The 21300-nt window shown below is 29.5% G+C and carries 20 protein-coding genes; 12 read left to right on the top strand and 8 right to left on the bottom strand.

Features of this window, described 5'->3' with window-relative positions:
* Nucleotides 1-19: 19 nt before the first annotated feature.
* The 3 genes from H6553_13755 (at nt 20) to H6553_13745 (ending at nt 2469) form a co-directional block, all read left to right on the top strand.
* Nucleotides 20-1216 (top strand): hypothetical protein, encoded by a 1197-nt coding sequence (locus H6553_13755; GenBank protein MCB9034897.1) that lies wholly within the window; start codon nt 20-22, stop codon nt 1214-1216.
* A gap of 91 nt (nt 1217-1307) precedes the next feature.
* A complete protein-coding gene (locus tag H6553_13750) occupies nt 1308-1802 on the top strand; it encodes a TlpA family protein disulfide reductase (GenBank protein MCB9034896.1) in 495 nt (164 codons plus the stop codon).
* A 1-nt stretch (nt 1803) separates the two neighbouring features.
* Nucleotides 1804-2469, top strand: a complete 666-nt coding sequence (locus H6553_13745) for a thioredoxin family protein (protein ID MCB9034895.1) — start codon at nt 1804-1806, stop codon at nt 2467-2469.
* Between the two features lie 455 nt (nt 2470-2924).
* On the opposite strand, the gene H6553_13740 is transcribed toward H6553_13745, so the two are convergent.
* From H6553_13740 to H6553_13710, 7 genes are all read right to left on the bottom strand, one after another.
* Nucleotides 2925-3254, bottom strand: a complete 330-nt coding sequence (locus H6553_13740) for a helix-turn-helix transcriptional regulator (GenBank protein ID MCB9034894.1) — start codon at nt 3252-3254, stop codon at nt 2925-2927.
* A 120-nt stretch (nt 3255-3374) separates the two neighbouring features.
* Complete coding sequence (locus H6553_13735; GenBank protein MCB9034893.1) at nt 3375-3707, bottom strand: helix-turn-helix transcriptional regulator; 333 nt, start codon at nt 3705-3707, stop codon at nt 3375-3377.
* A gap of 82 nt (nt 3708-3789) precedes the next feature.
* Nucleotides 3790-4455, bottom strand: a complete 666-nt coding sequence (tsaB, locus tag H6553_13730; GenBank protein MCB9034892.1) for a tRNA (adenosine(37)-N6)-threonylcarbamoyltransferase complex dimerization subunit type 1 TsaB — start codon at nt 4453-4455, stop codon at nt 3790-3792.
* A 123-nt stretch (nt 4456-4578) separates the two neighbouring features.
* Nucleotides 4579-6222: a S41 family peptidase gene (locus tag H6553_13725; GenBank protein MCB9034891.1), complete on the bottom strand. Its 1644-nt coding sequence runs from the start codon at nt 6220-6222 to the stop codon at nt 4579-4581.
* 123 nt (nt 6223-6345) lie between these two features.
* Nucleotides 6346-6579 carry a membrane protein insertion efficiency factor YidD gene (gene yidD / locus H6553_13720; protein MCB9034890.1) on the bottom strand — a complete coding sequence of 78 codons (234 nt, stop codon included), beginning with the start codon at nt 6577-6579 and terminating at the stop codon, nt 6346-6348.
* Between the two features lie 255 nt (nt 6580-6834).
* Entirely contained in the window at nt 6835-7809 is a 975-nt protein-coding gene (locus tag H6553_13715; GenBank protein ID MCB9034889.1) for an AI-2E family transporter, read from the bottom strand.
* Between the two features lie 69 nt (nt 7810-7878).
* On the bottom strand, nt 7879-8658 hold the full coding sequence (locus H6553_13710) for a diaminopimelate epimerase (protein MCB9034888.1): 780 nt from the start codon (nt 8656-8658) through the stop codon (nt 7879-7881).
* A 143-nt stretch (nt 8659-8801) separates the two neighbouring features.
* Here H6553_13710 and H6553_13705 point away from each other — a divergent pair, with 143 nt between their 5' ends.
* Both H6553_13705 and H6553_13700 read left to right on the top strand, forming a co-directional pair.
* A complete protein-coding gene (locus H6553_13705; protein MCB9034887.1) occupies nt 8802-10292 on the top strand; it encodes a Do family serine endopeptidase in 1491 nt (496 codons plus the stop codon).
* A 119-nt stretch (nt 10293-10411) separates the two neighbouring features.
* Nucleotides 10412-11401, top strand: coding sequence for a hypothetical protein (locus H6553_13700; protein ID MCB9034886.1), 990 nt, complete (start codon nt 10412-10414; stop codon nt 11399-11401).
* A gap of 57 nt (nt 11402-11458) precedes the next feature.
* Here H6553_13700 and hemW read toward each other — a convergent pair whose 3' ends face one another.
* Complete coding sequence (gene hemW, locus H6553_13695) at nt 11459-12604, bottom strand: radical SAM family heme chaperone HemW (protein ID MCB9034885.1); 1146 nt, start codon at nt 12602-12604, stop codon at nt 11459-11461.
* A gap of 378 nt (nt 12605-12982) precedes the next feature.
* Between hemW and H6553_13690 the strand changes: the two genes are divergently transcribed.
* From H6553_13690 to gldM, 7 genes are all read left to right on the top strand, one after another.
* Nucleotides 12983-14665 (top strand): hypothetical protein, encoded by a 1683-nt coding sequence (locus tag H6553_13690; protein MCB9034884.1) that lies wholly within the window; start codon nt 12983-12985, stop codon nt 14663-14665.
* Between the two features lie 19 nt (nt 14666-14684).
* Nucleotides 14685-15494, top strand: a complete 810-nt coding sequence (locus H6553_13685; protein ID MCB9034883.1) for a DUF4271 domain-containing protein — start codon at nt 14685-14687, stop codon at nt 15492-15494.
* A 12-nt stretch (nt 15495-15506) separates the two neighbouring features.
* The gene (locus H6553_13680) at nt 15507-16358 is read left to right on the top strand and encodes a uroporphyrinogen-III synthase (GenBank protein ID MCB9034882.1); all 852 of its coding nucleotides are present in this window, start codon (nt 15507-15509) and stop codon (nt 16356-16358) included.
* A 32-nt stretch (nt 16359-16390) separates the two neighbouring features.
* Nucleotides 16391-17371, top strand: coding sequence for a PorP/SprF family type IX secretion system membrane protein (locus H6553_13675; protein ID MCB9034881.1), 981 nt, complete (start codon nt 16391-16393; stop codon nt 17369-17371).
* 103 nt (nt 17372-17474) lie between these two features.
* Nucleotides 17475-18767 (top strand): SUMF1/EgtB/PvdO family nonheme iron enzyme, encoded by a 1293-nt coding sequence (locus H6553_13670; GenBank protein MCB9034880.1) that lies wholly within the window; start codon nt 17475-17477, stop codon nt 18765-18767.
* A 69-nt stretch (nt 18768-18836) separates the two neighbouring features.
* Entirely contained in the window at nt 18837-19691 is an 855-nt protein-coding gene (gene gldL, locus H6553_13665; protein ID MCB9034879.1) for a gliding motility protein GldL, read from the top strand.
* A gap of 46 nt (nt 19692-19737) precedes the next feature.
* Entirely contained in the window at nt 19738-21294 is a 1557-nt protein-coding gene (gene gldM / locus H6553_13660; GenBank protein MCB9034878.1) for a gliding motility protein GldM, read from the top strand.
* Nucleotides 21295-21300: the final 6 nt, after the last annotated feature.

Raw genomic sequence — 21300 nt, 5'->3', positions numbered from 1 at the left:
CCTTTGAACTTGCTAGTTGATGAAACCTAAATGGAGTATTATAAGTTTATTTTTCTTGTTCTTTGTAGCAAGTGTAGGAACACTACTTCGTTCAGCTCAATTTATTCCTAAACACTTTATCTTTCAAAACTTAGTACATGCACATTCGCATATTGGTTTCCAAGGTTGGATATATACTAGCTTATTTCTTTTCTTAACAACTAGTTATCTTACTCAACAGCAAATTGAAAATGGCAAATATATACTACAATTTAAACTTACTGTTTTTATTTTGTTAGCTATTTTACTAGCATTTGCCATACAAGGTTATGCTTTATTCTCTATTATCTTTTCAACCATATTTCAATTATTTAATTATTGGTTTATTATTAGATTTTTTAAAGATACACGCCAAAAGAAAGCATGGTCGCTGGTATTTATAAAAACAGGATTAATTGTAGGTATACTATCTACTTTAATGCCATTTTTAATAGGATTTTTAGCCGCCAAAGGTTTTAATGGAACAGAAATATATCACGCAGCAGTATATGCTTTCTTGCATTTACAATACAATGGTTGGTTTTTATTTGTAGTTATAGGTTTGTTGTTGCAATATGTAGAAGAACGACAGATAAAATACAAGACTACACCCATAAAATATTTCTATATATTAATGAGTGTTGCTGTAATTCCTGCAATTTCCTTGTCTTTTCTTGGAATGAGTTTTAGTCGTTATTTTTTAATTCCTGCTTACTTTGTAGCCATAATTCAACTAGGAGCATTGTTCTGTTTTATAAAATCATTTAGTGGTGTATGGAAATCAATTACAGTACAAAACAGTCAATGGATTCAAAGTTTATGGTGGATTTTTATTGTTTCTTTTATTTTTAAAATGATACTTCAATCGTTATCAGTAATACCATTATTTAATGCATTAGCATTCAACAACAAATTGATTATTCTTGCTTATTTACATTTAAATTTCTTAGGAATATTTACACCATTTATATTATTTATACTATTTACAAAACAATGGCTTCCATTAAACCATTTTACAAAAATGGCTTTACTATTATTTATATTTGGATTTATATTTACTGAACTAATTTTATTTACAGGTGGAATAGGATTGTACTATAATCTTACTAGTATAATTATTGCAAGTTTAGGTATTGTATTAGCAGTTGCTATTTTGATATTAAATAGTATATCATATAATTATATAAAAATAAAATAATATTAGGTATATTGCATAAATAAGTTAATTAGTATTAATTTTTATTTAGAACGATTCTAAACTTAAAAATGAATATTATATTTGGCTGATAATGAGATTATTTTTAATATCCTTTTTAACAATTACACTTGTTTCGTGTAAAACAAAAACAACCAAAGTAGTACCTATTCAACAAATAGTTGACTTTAATGGCTATCAATCGTATGTAGAAAATACAAAAGATACTTTATTATTGGTCAATTTTTGGGCAACTTGGTGTAAACCATGTGTAGAAGAATTGCCTTATTTTATTAAAGCAAGTCAGACTTATTCTAGCAAAAAATTTAAAACTGTTTTTGTTTCTTTAGATAGAGCTGCCGATTTTGAAACTAAAGTAATTCCGTTTACCACTGAAAAAAATATGCAAACAGACTTATTATTACTTAATGATGTTAAAAATATGAACACTTGGATTAGAGCCATCAATGAGCATTGGACTGGTGCAATTCCTGCTACTATTTTGTATAAAAATGGCAAGCAAATTTATTTTCACGAAGGTCAATTAAAAGAAGATGAATTAAATCAATTAATCAACAAATATTTATAATATGAAAAAAATCAACCTAATTGTAATGGCTTTGTTTTTAGTTGTAGTATTTACAGCTTGTAAGCAAAACGCAAAAGAAACAACAGAAGAAACCGAAACCGTTGTTGTAGAAGAAACAACACCTACTGGCTACAAAATTGGCGATGAAGCTACCGATTTCTCGCTTAAAAATGTAGATGGCAAAATGGTTTCATTAGCAGACTATCCAGATGCAAAAGGATTTATTATTGCTTTTACTTGTAACCACTGTCCGTATTCTATTGCTTACGAAGACAGAATTATTGCACTAGATGCAAAATATAAACCACTTGGTTATCCAGTAATTGCTATCAATCCAAACGATCCAGCAGTAAACGAAGATGATAGTTTTGATAAAATGGTAGTAAGAGCAAAAGAAAAAGGATTTACTTTTCCTTATTTGTTTGATGATGGACAAAAAATATTTCCGCAATATGGAGCTACAAAAACACCACATATGTTTGTATTGAATAAAGAAGATGGCAAAAATATTGTTAGGTATATTGGAGCAATAGACAATAATTATGAAAATGCAGATGATGTTTCTGAAAAATATGTAGAAGCAGCAGTAGATGCATTATTAGCAGGCGAACCAGTAAAAACTGAAACTACAGCTGCTGTTGGTTGTGGAATTAAAGTACAAGAATAAATAGTCAAATTTAATTTAAATCGAGAAAGAGTTGTCTTAATGGCAACTCTTTTTTTATTGCTAACCTGAGTTCGGTCTAAAAGTTATGATAAAATACTGTTTATCAATAATTTGGATTTAAACAAATATTATAAAGGTGATACAGCTACGCTGTATTTCATAAATTTTCTATCATTTCTAATAAGGTTGAAGTTCTACGCACTTCCTATTTAGAACAAGAAGTATGAAATACTTCAATTTGAGTAACCATGTGTGCAACTCATGGTATAAAAAGTACCTAATGCATAATTTGGGTTTATAAATCAACTTGGTATAAAAAACCAATATACAAAATATTGGTCTTGTTTATTATTCACTATAGTCTTACCTAATCAAGTTGAGATTCTTGTAAATAAAAAAATCCATAACTTAACAACTGCTAAGTTATGGATTTTGGGTTTTAAGAAAAAATAAATTTACTTTTTCTTAGCTTTTTTTGGAGCTGCTAATTGCTCATCAAATACTTCAATACCTTTGTGAAGTTTTTTGAATTTGTCTTCATTCAAAGAATAAAAGATTTTCTTGCCGTCTCTTCTTGTAGAAACAGCATTTACACCTCTTAATACTTTAAGGTGTTGAGAAGTAATTGATTGCTCAATTTTTAGTGTGTTGTAAATTACATTTACATTCACTTCTCCTTTTTCGTTAATCAACTTAATGATTTTGAAACGAAGTGGATGAGCCACTGCTTTTAATAGTTCAGCTGCTCTTTCCAATTGTCCTTGATTTAATTCAATTTTTGCCATAATTTTTTTTTAATTAATTATTAGTTATGTAGTACACAAATATAATAGAATATTGTTAAATAACAAACTAATATAAGAAAAAAATGAATTTTCTTAAAAAAAAATGTGGATAAGTCTATTCTAGCCAATTAATTCTCTTAGAATATGGTTGATTTCACTGATTCTATCTTTGTTTACAGAATAGTAAATATTTTTTCCGTCTCTTTCTGTTTCTAGTACACCAGATCTTCTTAATAAAGCCAAATGCTGAGAGGCAACAGATTGCTCTACTCTTAGTTTTACATAGATTTCTGTAACTGTCATTTTACCATTCGTTTCTATCAATTCTATGATTTCTTGTCTTAGTGCATGATTCACTGATCTTAGTACTAATACTGCTTTTTTTAGCGTATGCAAGTCAAAACTACCATTATTGTTTACTGCACTTGCTTGTTTTGGAATTCCCATTGTCATAATTAATTTGTTTTTTTATTGAATAAAGAGTTTGTTTACATATTAAGTAGTTATGTAATATCAAAAGGTTGCAAACAGATAATTATTTTTTTTGATTGGTGTAAAATGACTTGGTATAATTGGGTTTGGTATATGCTACATCTGCAAAGTTTTTTGCTTTTAATTCACTGATAGTTGGTAACCATAAATGTTTAGCAGAATAATTTGTATCATTACATATTGTAGTATTTAATGTGGATAACTTTTTGAATTTTTCTGCACCATTTCCAAAAATGAGATATTTTTTTTCGCTATTAATAAAGTTTGGCGACTCATTTACAACAATATATGGTTGGTCTGCTAGTACTTCTTTAAAGTTTTTATCATAAATAGCCATAAAAACTTCATCGCGTCTTGCATCTATAGTTGGTATAAAGTAATCATATTTGTTTTGTACTTCTATATGTGCGTAGCAAGACACTAATAATGTAGAACAAGTAATTAATGGAATATTGAGTGCATAACAAATTGCTTTTGCAGCGGCACTTACAATTCGTAGTCCTGTATAAGAACCTGGACCATTGGTAATAGCTACTGCTTCTATATCTTGCATAGTAATATTGTTGCGTTGCAAGATGTTTTGTATGAGTACATTTATTTTTTCTGAAGCATTGAATGCGTTGGCTTCTACTATTTCATCTACAATAACAGAAGTTGTAAAGAGTGCTACAGAACATTGTTTTACAGCTGCATCTAGTGCTAATATCATTATTTATATTTTATTATTTTTTCTCGCAGAAATCGCAGATTCTAGTAGAAGACATTTCTAATATTTTTAAGCAAAGTGTATTATAGTATACTTCTATTACTTATTACATATAAATAACATTGTTTAATTATTTATTCCTAATATTTTATGATACTCGCCTGTGTTGCTTAATATATCTACTGCTTTTTTTACTTCTTCATCAGATTGCAGTGCATTTTCTATTCTTCCTGCTTCGTAATTGTATCTGCTTACAATTTCTTGTTGTAGTAATTGTTTTATTTCGTTCTTGTATTTATAAATGTCTTGTTCTTTGTCGTGTTTTATTTTTTGTTCTAAGTCGTTGATTAAACTCATTACACTTGCTGACACACTATCTTTCTGAACATCTTTTTTTAATTCTGCTAAAGCATCTTCACTATAAGTAGTATAATCGTAATCTTTGCCTTTTAATGCATTTACAAAATCATCGTACTCTGCATCCGTTAATTTAAATTTATTGCCATCTCTTAGTGTTGGATGTTCTACAAAATATTTATTGGCATAATCAAATATAAAATAATCTCTAAATAAAGTAGCTGTAATAATTCCCCATTGATGTGATTCCATTTTAATATCTGGTTCAATACCTGCACCGTCTTTTACAATTCTACCGTTTTTAGTTTTGAAAGATTTTCTAAGAGAGTCTGGAACTGCATTTGCATTGCCATCATCATCTCTATGTGAGTAATCGATTCGTTGAATACATCTTCCGCTAGGAATATAATATTTAGAAATGGTAACTTTTAACTGAGATTTATAAGCAATTGGTTTGGTAATTTGCACTAATCCTTTTCCGTAAGTATTTTGTCCGATGATAACACCTCTGTCTAAATCTTGCATAGAACCAGAAACAATTTCTGATGCAGAAGCAGAACCACCATCGGTTAAAATAACCAAAGGAATGTTTACATCTACAGGATCTGCAAGCGTTGGATAATCTACATTGTAATCTGTAACCTTACCTTTAGTACTTACTATATTAATGCCTTTGTTTACAAATGTATTGCAAATGGTAATGGCTTCGTTAAGCAAACCTCCGCCATTTCCTCTTAAGTCTAAAACAATGCCTTTTGCACCTTGAGCTTTTAAATCTTTCAATGCATCTTGTACTTCTTTACCTGCATTTTCTGTGAAAGATTCTAGTTTCATATAGCCAATATTGTTGTTTAGCATTCCGAAGTATGGTACATTTTTAATTTTAATTTCTGCTCTATTAAAAGTATATGATGCTTCTTTATTGGTAACTGCTTTTATTACTTTCAACGATAATGGTGTGTTTGGTTCGCCTTTTAGCAATTCACTCACTTCATCTGGAGAATAATCCTTACAAGATTTTCCATCAATCTCTATAATTTTATCGCCAGCTTGTAAACCTGCTTTTTGTGCTGGATAACCTTCGTACGGTTCGGTAATCATTACCAAGCCATCTTGTCTGCCAATTCTTGCACCAATGCCACCATATTTACCAGTAGTTTGTAGGCGATATTCGTCTATATCTGCACCAGTAATATAATTGGTAAATGGATCTAAACCTTCTAGCATTTTATTAATACCATCGGTCATAATTTTATTTGGATCTATTTCATCTACATAGTTATAGTTTAACTCTTTATATAATGTAGTAAATATTTCTAAGTTTTTGGCTATTTCAAAATATCTATTATTGTCGTCGTTTGCTCGAGTGGTTAATACTAAAAACAATAATAAGATTAAGATGTATTTTTTCATAAATTGTCGATTAATTATTACAAGTACTAAACTACTATTTTATGAGCTTCAAAATAGTTAAAATTATTGAACTGAAAAGTAATTAGGTGAGAAATTGTTAAAATTTTAATTTTTAGTATTTTATTAAGGAACTGGATCGTAACCACTTCCACCCCAAGGATGACAAGACAATATTCTTTTTGCTGCTAGATATCCGCCTTTAAAAAGTCCATATTTTTGTAGTGCTTCTAATGCATATTTAGAACATGTTGGTTGATACCTACATTTACCTTGACCTAAATATGGTGATATTCCTACTCTATATAATGTAATTAATAGTATAAATGGAAAAGTAATTATTTTATTGAGTAGTTTCATTTTTTTATAGTAGTGAGGTTTTTTTGAAGATTGTTAGAACCAAGATTTTTAGATATTAGATTTTTTTGATTAATGAGATGATTATAAAAATATAAGCATTTTTGCTAACGCTTAGGTTGATGACATAAGATAACTATTTTTTATGCTAAATTAGTAATTTTATTGAAGTAATGAAAAGTATAGAAGTATTTAGATTTTATAGAAGATTGCTAGAACCAAGATTTTTAGATTTTTTGTCTTGGTAAATTTATACTTTTACTTCTTTATTCCATTTTGAGTGCCTAGTAGTCGTACAAAAATTTCGGCTCCTTCTATTTGTGCTAATACTACTTTTACTAATACTGTTAATGGAACTGATAGAAACATTCCTGGAATTCCCCATAAAAATCCCCAAAATAATAAACCTACTATTACTGCTATTATATTTAATGATGCTCCTTTACCTAAAAAATATGGTTCAATTGCAGATGCGAGTAGTGCATGATAAACATAAGCAATTACAATTAAAAATAAAGCAGTAAAAGCATTGTCAAATTGTATTAAACCTAGAAAGAATACTGGTACTAAGGCAATTAATGCTCCAACTAATGGTATGAAATTTAACATGAAACTTAAAAATCCCCACATAAAAGCAAATCTTAAGCCAAATAGTTTACAGATAATAAACACACCTATTCCATATAAAAAACTAGTAAAAAATTTTACTTCTACATAACTCACTATACCTGTTTTTACTTCTTCAAACGAAGAAATAAATTTTCCACTTTGTTCTTCTCCTGCTAAATAATGTAAATAGTTTTCATAACGCATTATTCCAGACATTAGAATAACTAAATAGACTATGGTTAGTAAAAATTCTTCTAGAAATTCTCCTACATTACCAATGAAAATAGTCGATTTATCGGTCATGAATTCTTTAGTAAAAGTATCTATCATTAAATCTATATCTAGTGTTTGCCCAGAAAATGATTCGTAGTGTGATAACAATTGGTCTAACTTTGTTTTTAGTTGAAATATAATTTCTTCTTTATCTCTAATTAGCTCTTGAAAAGTATTATAGAATAAATAGCCAACGCCTACCATAATACCTATGCTTAATAACCACAATAGTCCAACACCAACAAATAAAGGTACTTTTTTTTTGTCGAGCCATGCTAGTATTGGTTGAAACAAGACTGCTAGAAATAATGCTAATATTAATGGAACTAATATATCACTAAATAAGTTCATCAAAAATAAAATAGTTATTCCCGTAAAAAAGAATAATATATTTCTAATAGAGTTTAAGTGCTTTTCCATCTAAAGTTCAATCTTTCCGTTAAAAACATTTACAGCTGGACCTTCTAACCAAATATCACTAAACTGATGATTGTTTTGAGTAAAATAAACGCGTAATTCTCCACCTGGTGTTTGAATTGGTAATGAACCTGCATTTATTGCTTTTATACTTGCTACAGTTAAAGCAACAGCTACAGTTCCTGTACCACAAGAAAGCGTTTCATCTTCTACACCTCTTTCGTAAGTACGCATACTTATATTATCTATATCATTAGTATTAATAAAATTTACATTGATGCCTTCTTTAGCATAAGTATCATTGTATCTAATTGCTTTTGCTTGTGCTACAAAATCATCAATGGTGATATTATCTTTCATTAAAACAAAATGTGGCGAACCTGTAAACAAAACAAAAGCATCTCCATCTTTATCAATTTTATTTACATCTATCATCTTTAATTTTACTGCACCATCTGCTTTTATTTCAAAATCATGTTCTCCGTCAATAGCAATAAATTTGCCTTTATTCGTTGTAATACCTAACTGAAATGCATAGTGTGCAATACATCTTCCACCATTACCACACATGGTACTTTCATTGCCATCTGCATTGTAGTATACCATTTTAAAATCGTAGTGGTCATCGTTTTCTATCAACATTAAACCATCTGCACCTATACCAAATTTTCTATCGCATAGCTGTTGAATTAGTAATGTATTTTTATTAAAAATCAAATTTCTATTATCAATAATAATAAAATCGTTGCCTGTTCCTTGATATTTTGCAAATGTTTGAAGCATCAATCAAAGGTAGAAGTTTTAATTTACATTAGAATTTAAAATTGGTTAACTTTTCAGCACCCTATTTTTACACTTCTTTATATTTGAAAAGCAACTTAGGCATTTATTTTGTGTTTATAGTTTATAGATAAAATTTGATGCATATGAAAAAATATATAGTGATACTGTTTGTAGGAATTGCGAGTGCCTTATTAGCACTTGGCATTCAGAATAAAATAATTAATAAAAGACAAAATAATTTAAGTAATAACACTAGTAATAGTGCTAACTTTAAATTTGCCAATTACGGACCAACTACTTCTGAAAATGCTTTTGTTGTAGCTGCTAAAAATAGTACGCCTGCTGTAGTGCATATTAATACTTCTTATAAGGTAGATAAGAAGAGCATGCAACAAATGAATCCGTTTTACCAATTTTTTGGTTTGCCAGAAGGTTACGAAATGCCAGACCAAACGCAAGAAGGTGCTGGCTCAGGAGTTATCATTTCTAGCGATGGATATATTGTTACCAATAATCATGTGGTAGAAAATGCTAGTGCAATAAATGTAAGCTTATATGATAATAGAAACTACAAAGCTAAGGTAATTGGTACTGACCCAACTAGCGATTTAGCTGTGCTTAAAATTGATGCTAAAGATTTAGATTTTCTACAATTTGCTAACTCAGATAATGTTGAAGTTGGGCAATGGGTTTTAGCTGTAGGTAATCCGTTTAATTTAGCATCTACGGTTACTGCTGGAATTGTAAGTGCTAAGGCCAGAAATATTAATATTTTAAGAGAGAAAGCAGGCAATATGGCTGTTGAATCTTTTATACAGACAGACGCTGCTGTAAATCCTGGTAATAGTGGTGGTGCTTTGGTTGATTTGAATGGCAATTTAATTGGAATTAACGCTGCTATTGCTACACCAACTGGTTCTTATGCTGGTTATTCGTTTGCAATTCCGTCTAACTTAGCACAAAAAGTAGTGAAAGACATTATGGATTTTGGTATTGTGCAAAGAGGTTTTTTAGGTGTTAATATTAGAGAAGTTGATGATGAATTAGCAAAAGATTTAAAATTAAATAAAATTGCTGGTGCTTATGTGGTAGATGTTGTTAAAGGAAGTGCTGCTGCAGATGCTGGTATTAAAAATGGCGATGTGATTACTAAAATAGAAAATCAAGAGATAAAAAATACTGCCGATTTAACTGAACATGTTGCAAGATATAGACCTGGCGATAAAATTGATGTTACTATGATTAGAAATGGTGATGTAATAAACAAATCCGTTACACTTAAATCTAAAGACAATACAACGAGTTTAATTAGTAAAACTGATGTTGAAAGTAGTACATCTTCTGGTAATGTAATGCAAGACTTAGGTATAGAAGTAAGCGAAGTAAATTCATTAACTGCTAAAAAATTAGGTATTGCTGGTGGTTTAGAAATTAAGAAAGTTAACAACAATGGTTTGGTTGCAAAAAATACCAATATTAAAGCAGGATTTATTATTGTAGGAGTCAACAATCAAGCCGTAAGAAATAAAGATGATTTTGAAACTATTGTAGCCAATAGCAAAGGTGGTGGTATTTTATTACAAGGAAAATATGTAGGACAATCTGGTATTGAATACTTTGCTTTTGGTTATTAGTAATTTACTTCTGTAAGATAGACTGTTTTATAAACAGAAAGAAATGATTGCTATTTGATTGACAAATATCTATACATCAATACAAAGACTAGTCACAAATTATTATCTTGCATGATTAAATGCTTTATAAATATCTAACATTATTATTAAATATACCACTTTTATTAATAGGTTTTTTCTTATTGAATAGAAGTGCTGGTTTTTTTGTAGATGGAGCTTCTTCTATTGCTAGAAAAATAAAGTTGCCAGAATCTATGATTAGTTTTACTATAGTCGCTTTAGGTGCATCATTACCAAAACTCTTCACCAATATTTTAGCAGTTATGAATGGTTATGATGATTTAGTCATTGGCAATGTAATTGGTTCAAACATATTTAATTTATTAGGAATTATTGGTATTGTTGGATTATATCGACCAATAAGAGCCAATCGTTATACTTTATTTATTGGCATACCATTTTCAATTTTATCTGTAGTGTTATTGTATTTATTGTCTAATAATATATTGTTTGGTACAAAAAGTATAGTGCTAGGTTTATCTAATTTTGATGGTTATATTTTGCTCATTGGATTTATTGGATTTATGACCTATGGTTACTTCAATGTGAAAAAGCACAATGCAATTTGGTTTGAAGAAAGTCATCAAAAAATAGAACACTACGCTATATGGTTTGCTGTACTCATGTTTATTATTGGTTTGATTGGTTTGTATGCAGGAGCTATTTTAGTAGTCGATAATTTAATAGACATCTCAAGAAAATATCACTTGTCGCAACGATTTTTAGGTCAATTTGTACTAGCACTTGGTGGCTCTTTTACTATGTTGTGGTGGACACTCAACTTTAAGACACATCAAAGTAAATTTGAAGTTAGTTCATTAATAGGAACCAATGTGTTGAATATTTTTGGTATGTTAGGAGTCTGTGCAGTTATTGCACCAATGGCTTATAATACTTCATTTAATATAGATATTTATATATTAATTGCTATCTCTATTTTGTTAATGTTGTTTTTGTGGACAGGAAAAAAACTAAATCTAAGTTTAGCTAAGTGTAGGTTTTTAGTATTGTTATTAATAGTATATATGGTATATTTATTTGTTAGATGAAATTAGCACAAAAGAAAACAGTGCAAATTATTAATCAATTAATGAATTTATAAATTGTTAAACTGATTCCTCAACCCAAAATAATTGTTCAGTGATAAAATCGCAGAAGAGTTTGCCTTCGTCAGTTAGTATATAAGTACCATTATTGGCATTTACCCAAGCATTTCCAATAAACGGACTCACCTCAAATTCAAAGTAGCGTCTTAGTTCATTGCCAAATAATTTTTCAATTCTAGCAGACTGAACGCCCCATTTTGTTCGCATTCCTGTTAATACAAACTCATTGTATTGTTCTATATTGGTCAATGTTTCCTGTTCATTTGGAATATTATTTGAATTAATACTGTTAATATATTTTATATTGTTATTAATATTCCAAAATCTTGATTTGCCATTGTACGAGTGTGCAGATGGTCCAATACCTAAATAAGGTTTTCTATTCCAATAATTACTGTTGTGTATTGCATAGTTTTTATCGGTACAAAAGTTAGAAATTTCGTACTGAGTATAACCATGCATTTTGGTAATGGCTTGTAAAATTCTAAAGTGAGTTGCCATTTTCTCTTCATCTACATTAGCTACTTTATGATGTTCTATTTGATAGTGTAAAGCTGTTTTTTCTTCTACAGTTAAAGCATAACACGACAAATGTTTGATGCCAAATTCAATTAAGGTCAGTAAATTTTTTTCCCAATTTTTATCACTTAAAGTTGGTGTGCCATAAATCAAATCGCAAGTAATATTATCGAATTGTTGTTGCTGAGCTAGCGTAATACTATCATATGCTTGTTGAGTAGTATGTGCTCTGTTCATATATTTTAAATCATCTTCAAAAAAAGACTGAATACCAATTGATAGTCTGTTTATTGGTGTATATGCTTTTAAATCTTTTAAATATTGACTATTTAAATCATCTGGATTCGCTTCTAGAGTAATTTCAGGAAAATCATCAACATTAAAAGTATTGTATATTTTATTTAATACTTTAATTATATCTGCGGTATCTAAAATACTAGGTGTACCACCACCAAAATAAATACTACTAATTTGAGTGTTCGGTTCAAAAAAATTAGCTTGTAAATCAATCTCTTTAACCAAAGCATCAACTAAATCATTTGTGTTTTGTAGTTGCGTAGAAAAATAAAAATTACAATAACTACACGCTTGTTTACAATACGGAATATGTACATAAATTCCTGCCATAAACACAATATTAGAAACTATTACTGAATATTACCAATGTAATCAATAAAATAATTAGCGTTAACCTAAAAGTAAGAAGAACTTTTAGAGTATAATCAAGAGTGACCTTCAAGAAATTTAGTGAGAACAAATAAAAAAGCGTTAAGAAAATATTGTTGTTTGAGCAGAGCAAGTTTCAAGATTTTTAGCTTTTTTATGTGGTTCAAGCGTTAAGAATTTATTGTAGTCTTGATTTTTTGTTCCTTTTGTATCAAGACAAAAGGAAATGCTAATTTTATATAATGAAGTATTAATTTCAATATATTTAAAATGTATAATTTTATATAATTATAACTTGGTTGCTTTTTTATTGATATTTTTGACATTACAATTTTAGTATTGCATAAAATATTACTATATATAATATTTGTATTTTGTTTTTCCGTAGTTAAAGCAAATGATATTTTTCTGCTACAATTTAAAAGTAGTGATAAAGTAGTAAAGCAAAAACCGTTGACTTTTAAAAGTAAAGCAGCAATGGTTGAGTTTATTAAAAAGTATGCACAACAACAACAGCAAAAAGGATATGCTTCATTTTCGGTAGATAGTTTAAGTTGTACAAACGACTCGTGTATTGCTGAATTGTATTTTGGAAAAAAATATAAAAAGAATGACAATAGTATATATCATCTAAAACAAAACATCGAAACGCAATTAATCAGTTTAGAAAATAGTGGTTATCCATTCGCAAGTATTTCGTTAGATACTATTATTTGGGACAGTACTGCTATCAATTATCAATTATCAATAGATACAGGTCAGTTGATACGAATTGACAGCTTGTCAAATTTAGGAAACGCTAAAATTCATATTAATTATTTACAAAACTATCTTAATGTAAAACGAAATAAACCATATAACGAAAGCAAAATAAAAGCTATCGATGAATTATTGTATAAATTGCCATATGTAAATATTGCACAGCCAACAAAAATTTTATTTAAAGAAGATAAAGCCAATGTCTACTTTAACTTAGATAAAAGGAAAGTAAATAAGTTCGATTTTATTGTAGGATTTTTACCAAACTACAACAACACAGGAAAGTTTTTAGTTACTGGCGAAGTAAGAATAGACCTAAAAAATGCTTTTAAAAGAGGAGAGGAGATTTTTTTAGAATGGGTACGACTGCGTCCAAATTCTCAGCGACTCAACATTAAATTCAATTATCCTTTTTTGCTCAACACACCTTTAGGTATTCATTCTGATTTTAAATTAGACAAAAGAGATTCTACTGCTTTAGATTTAATTTTTAATGTAGGATTACCATACTATACTAAAACTAATAATTATATAAAAGGATATTATAATTTTTCACAAACTATAATGTTGCAAACCGATACATTGTATGCCAAAACTCAAAAAAAGCTACCTAACAATTTAGATGCATCGTACAATTTATATGGAATTGAAGCGTACTACGAAAATTTAGACTATCTCTTTAATCCTAAAAAAGGTTTTGAACTAAAACTCAATGCAGCTATCGGAACTAAAAAAATAAAACCAAACATTCAACTTACTACGCTTAGCGATGCTACAAATTTTAATTACGCTACTTTATATGATAGTATTCGATTAAAAACGGTGAAAAGTAATTTTGCTTGGTTGGCAAATTATTATCTTGGAATTGGCAAACGAAGTGTCTTTAAATTGTCCAATAGTGGAGCAGCTATTTTCAATCAACAATTGCTAAAAAACGAATTGCTACGAATTGGTGGCAATAAAATTTTACGAGGTTTCGATGAAGAATCTATTCTTGCATCGCAATATGTTTTAACTACTATTGAATATCGACTATTACTAGCAAAAAACTCTTATTTTTTTAATTTTATAGATTTTGCTTTTGTAAGGACCAACTTTGATGCACAAAAAATAAATAATTTTCCATTTGGATTTGGTGCTGGTATAAATTTTGAAACTAAAATTGGTATTTTTGGGCTCACTTATGCACTCGGAAGGCAAAATCAACAAGCAATTAGTTTTAGAAACTCCAAACTACATTTCGGTTATGTGGCATTGTTCTAAGTTATTTGCTTTTTTATGCTTGATTTTATGTTCGTTTACAATAAAATCACAAGTAGTCTATAATCCAGAATTTGTAATAAAAACACTACAAACACAAAGAGACACAACAGCATACAATCAATTTACTAATCAAGTATTTTTAGAAAAAGCTAAAACATCAGTACTACAAATAGAAAGTATCAAGCAAAATAAATTGAGCATCATTCCATTTGTAGTTATTTTAATTATATTAATAGTAATAATACTATCTAGATTACTTTGGAAAGATTATATCTCGTATATCGCTCAGTCTATATTTAGTACCAAAAATTATTTACTCTATTTCAATCTACATAGATTTGATAATGTTCCTGTAATAATTATATCTATTTTGCTAGAAATAGGTTTCGTACTTTTGCTATATACTATGTTCCTTTATTTTAATGGCATTCATTTAAAGGACTTCAATTTTACTACAATACTAATTATTGTACTTGCATTTGTAGTTGTAAGAAATATAATAGAAATACTTTTTAATTGGGCATCAGACAGTTTAAAACAATACTATCGATTTTTTTATTTTAATCAATTCCATACTATTCTAATACTCTCATTGCTAAGTCTTATTGCATTAATTGGCTATTATCATCCAAACATTATACAGCTTAAAAATGTCAATTACATAGGCGTAGTTTTATTGTCTGTTATAACTATAATAGTAATAATACAGAATATAATGTTAGCCAATAAAATTTCAAATGTTAATTTCCTGTACTTTTTTATGTATATTTGCACATTCAAATTACTACCACTAGCGTTGATAGTTAAAACAGTAATAACATATTTATAAAGAGATTGATATATGGCAAAAAGGGCTACAACATCTTCAAATAAAACAACAAAAACTACCGCTAAAACTCAAGCAAAAAAGCAAGAGGTAAAAGTGCATGCAGAAGATCCAAGACCAGTTAAATCGATACTTATTTCTTTACCTAAACCAGAAACAGGTAAATCGCCTTATATAGATTTAGCCAATAAATTTAAAATAAAATTAGATTGGCGACCTTTTACTCATGTGGAAGATATTAAAGCCAAAGAGTTTAGAAATCAGAAAATATATTTAGACCAATTTAAAAATATCATTTTTACTAGTAGAACTTCTGCCGAGCAATATTTTAGAATTTGCGAAGAGATGCGTATTAAAATCTCACTAGAAAATAAATATTTCTGTTTAAGTGAAGCCATTGCACTTTATTTACAAAAATACATTCAGTACAGAAAACGAAAAGTATTTTTTGCGAATGGTAAGATGGAAAACTTGATTGAAGTAATAAAAAAATATAAAGATGATAATGAAGAAGTCTTAATTTCTAGTTCAGAAACCAAAGACAAAGCATTGAATATTTTGTTAGAAAAAGCAAGTATCAATTATAAAGAAGCAACTTTGTATAGAACAGTAGCATCAGATTTATCAGATTTAAGCGATGTTAAATATGATATGTTGATATTTTTTAATACATCAGCTATTGATTCTTTGTATAGTAACTTTCCAGATTTCAAGCAAGATAAAACAAGGTTAGCAATATATGGAAATCTTACAGCACAAGCAGTAGCACAGCACAAACTAAAAATAAATGTTTTTGCACCATTACCAGATACGCCTTCTCTTGTAGATGCCATAAAAAAATATATAGAAGTAGGCAATAAAAAATAAATTTGTTCCAATTCTTTATTACATTTACACCAATGAAGTCGCAGATAAAATTTATCATATTTGTTCTTTTCGCTAGTATCGTGCTAAATATTCAAGCACAAATTGTTCCTATTAGCACACACTATACCGTACTTCGAGACAAGTATAATCCAGCGTTCAATGGATTAGAAGGTGGTTTAGGTGTTGTGGCTAACTATAGAACGCAATGGACAGAACTTCAAAAAGCACCAAAAACACTCAATCTAGTAGCAGATATTTATCTACCACAAATTAGTAGTGGTTTAGGATTAAATATTATGAACGATAGGTTAGGAGCATATAATCAAACAGCAATAGCAATAGCATATAATTATATTCAACCAATAAAAGAAAAATTTAAAATAGGTATTGGTATTCAAGCTGGTGCCAATATCTCAAAACTAGATGGTAGTTTACTAGTAACACCACAAGGCGATTATTCTACAGGTACTAATCATAACGATGATGTTTTATCTAGTAATACTGTAAAATCAATAGCACCAATTTTAGATTTTGGTGTAGCATTACATCATAAATATTTTGAATTAGGTGTAGCATTACAAAATCTAATCAATTACAAATATGAATATCAAGGAAATATTAGTAATTTGAATACAACATTTGGCAGAACACTTAATTTTACAGCAAAAGGCAATGTAGAATTAGGTCAAAATATACACTTAAAACCAGCTGTAAATTTCCTTACCGATTTTAAAAATATTCAGACAGATATAACACTAATGGCTGGCTTTAAATATTTTATTGATGCAGGAATTAATGTTAGAGGATATAATAAAAATTCATTCGAATCGTTATCTCCTATAATAATGATTGCACCAGTGAAAAATTTACAATTAACATATAGTTATGATTTTAATTTAAATGGATTAAAGCAAGTAAATGATGGTTCACACGAAATTTCCTTATCTTACTTTTTAGAGAGTAAAAACTTGTTTAAACAACCTAAAATGATTAATCATCCTAGATTTCTGTGAAAAAAATGCTAAAATTTTGATAAATTAATAAGATTGATAACAAAAAATTTTATTTTTATTTTTAAATTCACCAACTTAAAACCAAATATAAAAAGGTATACACATGAGAAAATTACATTTTTCTATAATTCTGTTAGCAGTAGTAATGTTATTAAACAGCTGTGGAGGCAAGAGCGGTTACGAAGGTCAGTTAATTGGTTCACAAGATAGACCAAGCTGGGACAATAATTTATTGCCATATGGTATGGTTTATGTTCCTTCAGGTGTTTTCCACTCAGGAGCATCAGATCAAGACATTAATTATGCCTTCAACAATAAGCTAAAGCAAGTATCTATTGTAGGTTTCTATATGGATGAAACAGAAATTACCAATAATGAATATCGTCAGTTTGTAGAATGGGTTAGAGATTCTATGGCTCACGAGTTATTAGGTGGCGATCACTTAATCGAATCAGAAAGTGGTGGACAAGCAATTAATTGGGATATGCCAATTGATATGGATTGGAATTCTGGTACTAGTATGAGCGAAGAAGGAGAGCAGCTAGAGTCTATGTTTTATAGTGAAGCAGATAGAATTCATGGTAAAAAAGAGTTAGATCCTAGAAAATTAACTTATGAGTATACTTGGTTTAGATGGAAAGATGCTGCTGATAGAGCAAATAAAGATAAACCTAGAAGCGAATTCATTGATAGAAAAACAGTTCCTGTTTATCCTGATGAAATGGTTTGGATTAGAGATTTCTCATATTCTTATAATGAACCAATGACTAGAGCTTATTTTACGCATCCAGCTTACGATGATTATCCTGTAGTTGGTGTAACTTGGGATCAGTCAAATGCATTTTGTGCTTGGAGAACAATGCAGTGGAATGCTTATCGTTTAGCACAAAGAGAAGCTCCAATTGATGAATTTAGATTGCCAACAGAATATGAGTGGGAATATGCTGCAAGAGGCGGAAGAGAGTTATCTCCTTATCCTTGGGGTGGTCCTTATATTAGAAATACTTTAGGTTGTTTGTTAGCCAACTTTAAGCCAGGAAGAGGAAACTATCCAGAAGATGGTGGATTCTATACTGTAGGTGTTAAATCTTATTGGCCAAATGACTATGGTTTATACCAAATGGCTGGTAATGTGTCAGAATGGACGCTTACTGCTTATGATGATAACTTAACTAACTTTGTTCATGATGAACAACCAGACTATAGATATGATGCTAAAGAAGATGATCCAACAGTTATGAAGAGAAAAGTAATTAGAGGCGGTTCTTGGAAAGATATAGGATACTTTCTACAGTGTGGTGTTAAATCATCAGAGTATCAAGATTCTGCAAAATCTTATATTGGTTTTAGATGTATATTGCCTTTCTTAGGAAGAAGCTTAGGTGATTTTAACTAATATTTAAACAATTATTTCAAAATTATATCGTTTTATAAATTAAACTAATCAATTAAAAAAAATTATTTTATGGCAAATTTCTTTAAAACAAAAAGTGGCAAAAAGTTAAAAAATGCCTTGTTTGGAATCGGAGCTTCTGTAGTAATTATCGGAGCTTGGGCAAAAATCTTACACATTGCTGATCCAAAAATTGCAGGTATTCCTTTTTACTCATATATGTTAACAGCAGGTTTATTAACAGAAGCAATTATCTTCTTAATTTCTGCTTTTATTCCACCTGAGCCAGATTATTACTGGGAAAAATTATATCCAGGTTTAGATATTTATGATGAAAAAATGGAAATAGATTCAGAAAAACATGGTCACGAACCAATGGCTTTAGCAACTTCTGCTCCTAGCAATAAAAAAAGCTTATCAGGAGAATTAGATAAAATGATGGAAGCAGCTAAAATAGATCAAAATTTAGTAACTAAATTTGGTCAAAATTTAGAAGGTTTTTCTAGTAATGTATCTAAATTAGGAGATTTGGCAAATGCAACTGTTGCGTCTAATGAATTTGCTGGTGCTGCTAAAAGTGCTGCTACTTCATTAAATGGCGTTAAAGATGCTTTTGCTTCTGCTGCAGATGGCATGGGTAAATTAGCTGCTGCTTCTGGAGATGCTTCTAAATATCATGAACAAGTACAATCTGCTACTAAAAACTTAGCAGCATTGAATGCCGTATATGAATTAGAATTACAAGACACTAACAATCACCTTAAAACTATGAATAAGTTTATAGGTAATTTAGGTAATGCTATGAGTAATTTAGAGTCTTCATTAGGTGAAACAGAGAAATTTAAAACAGAAATGTCTGGTTTAGCATCTAATTTAGAAAAAATGAATAGCGTTTATGGAAACATGTTGGCTGCAATGAAAGCTTAATTTGTTCCTTATTATTCTAATTTTTTAACCAATAAAAAAGTAAATTATGGCTATACCTAAGGAGAACCGTCAGCAGATGATTAATATGATGTATCTTGTATTGACCGCACTCTTAGCTTTAAATGTTTCTGCAGAAATCTTAAACGCTTTTAAGACTATCAATAAAAGTTTAAGTAACTCAAATGAAATAGCTCAACAAAATATTAATACAACTTATAATGCCTTTGCTTTGAAAAAAGCTAAAGAACCAGCAAATGCAAGTATTCCTAAATATGAAGCACTAGCAGGTCAAGCAATGAAAGATGTAGAAGGTTTGTTAGCGTATATTAAGAACTTAAAGCAATATATCGTAGATAATTCTGGTGGTCCAGATCCAGATGATCCACTTGGTATCATGCAAAGAAAAGATGATATGGATATTTCTACTGGTTATCTAGTAGAAGGTACTAGTGGAAAAAATGGTGAAGGTTACACTTTGAAGAAAAAAATAGATGAAACTTTAGCTAAGTTAATGGCTTATGTAGATGAACCTCAAAAAGAGTTGGTTGGCTCGCAAATTGCTTTATCTACCAAAGCAACTGATGGAAATAAAGATTGGGTAAGAGAGCAATTCTACCAAATGCCTGCAATTGCATCTTATTCTATGTTGACTAAAATTGAGAATGATGTTAAGAACTCAGAGAATTTAATTTTATCTTACTTATTTAGTAAAATTGGTCAATCTGAGGAATTAATGCCTGACGAAATTGTATTTAACAATTTCTCAGCACAAATAGCATCACCATCTAAATATGTATTAGAAGGAGAAGCTTTTGAAGCAGATGTATTCTTAGCTGCAACTTCATCTAATAAAGAAGGTACTGTTAGTATTAATGTAAATGGTAGTAACTTACCAGTGAATCAAGATGGTGTAGCACACTACACTTCTAGAGCAGGTGTTGGTGAACATACTGTAAATGCTACAGTTTCTGTTAAAAATCAAAAAACAGGGCAAGTAACATCATATAAAACGGAGCCACTTAAATATACTGTTGCTAAACCATTTGCAACAGTATCACCAGATAAAATGAATGTATTTTATATTGGTGTAGATAATCCAATTACCGTTTCTGCTGCTGGAATTGCTGCTGGTAGTTTACAAGTAGGAATGTCTAGTGGCAATGTTTCTGGTAGCGGTGGTAAATACTCTGTAAGAGTTTCACAACAAGGAACTACCAATGTAACAGTAAGTGCTAGTGGTAAAACTTATGGGACATTTCCATTCCGTGTAAAAATGATTCCTGATCCAATTGCTAAGGTAGCTGGAAAACCAGGTGGACAAATTAATCCAGCTGTTTTGAAAGCACAAAATGGTGTTTTAGCAGATTTAGAAAACTTTGACTTTGATGCAAAATTTGAAGTAATTAGTTATAATGTATTTTATCAGCCAAAATTGCAAGATCCAGCAGTATTGTCTAATAATGGACCAGTATTTAATGGTGCTACACAAGCTGCAATCAATAAGGCAAAACCAGGAGATATTTACTATTTTGAAGAAATTAAAGTTAGAGGTCCTGATGGCGTTACTAGGAAAATACCAGGTATTGCCTTTAAAATAAATTAATAGATA

This window comes from Chitinophagales bacterium (assembly GCA_020636535.1).
Taxonomy (GTDB): domain Bacteria; phylum Bacteroidota; class Bacteroidia; order Chitinophagales; family JADIYW01; genus JADJSS01.
The sequence above is the reverse complement of the archived record's forward strand: the minus strand, read 5'-3'. Positions and strand labels throughout refer to the sequence as shown.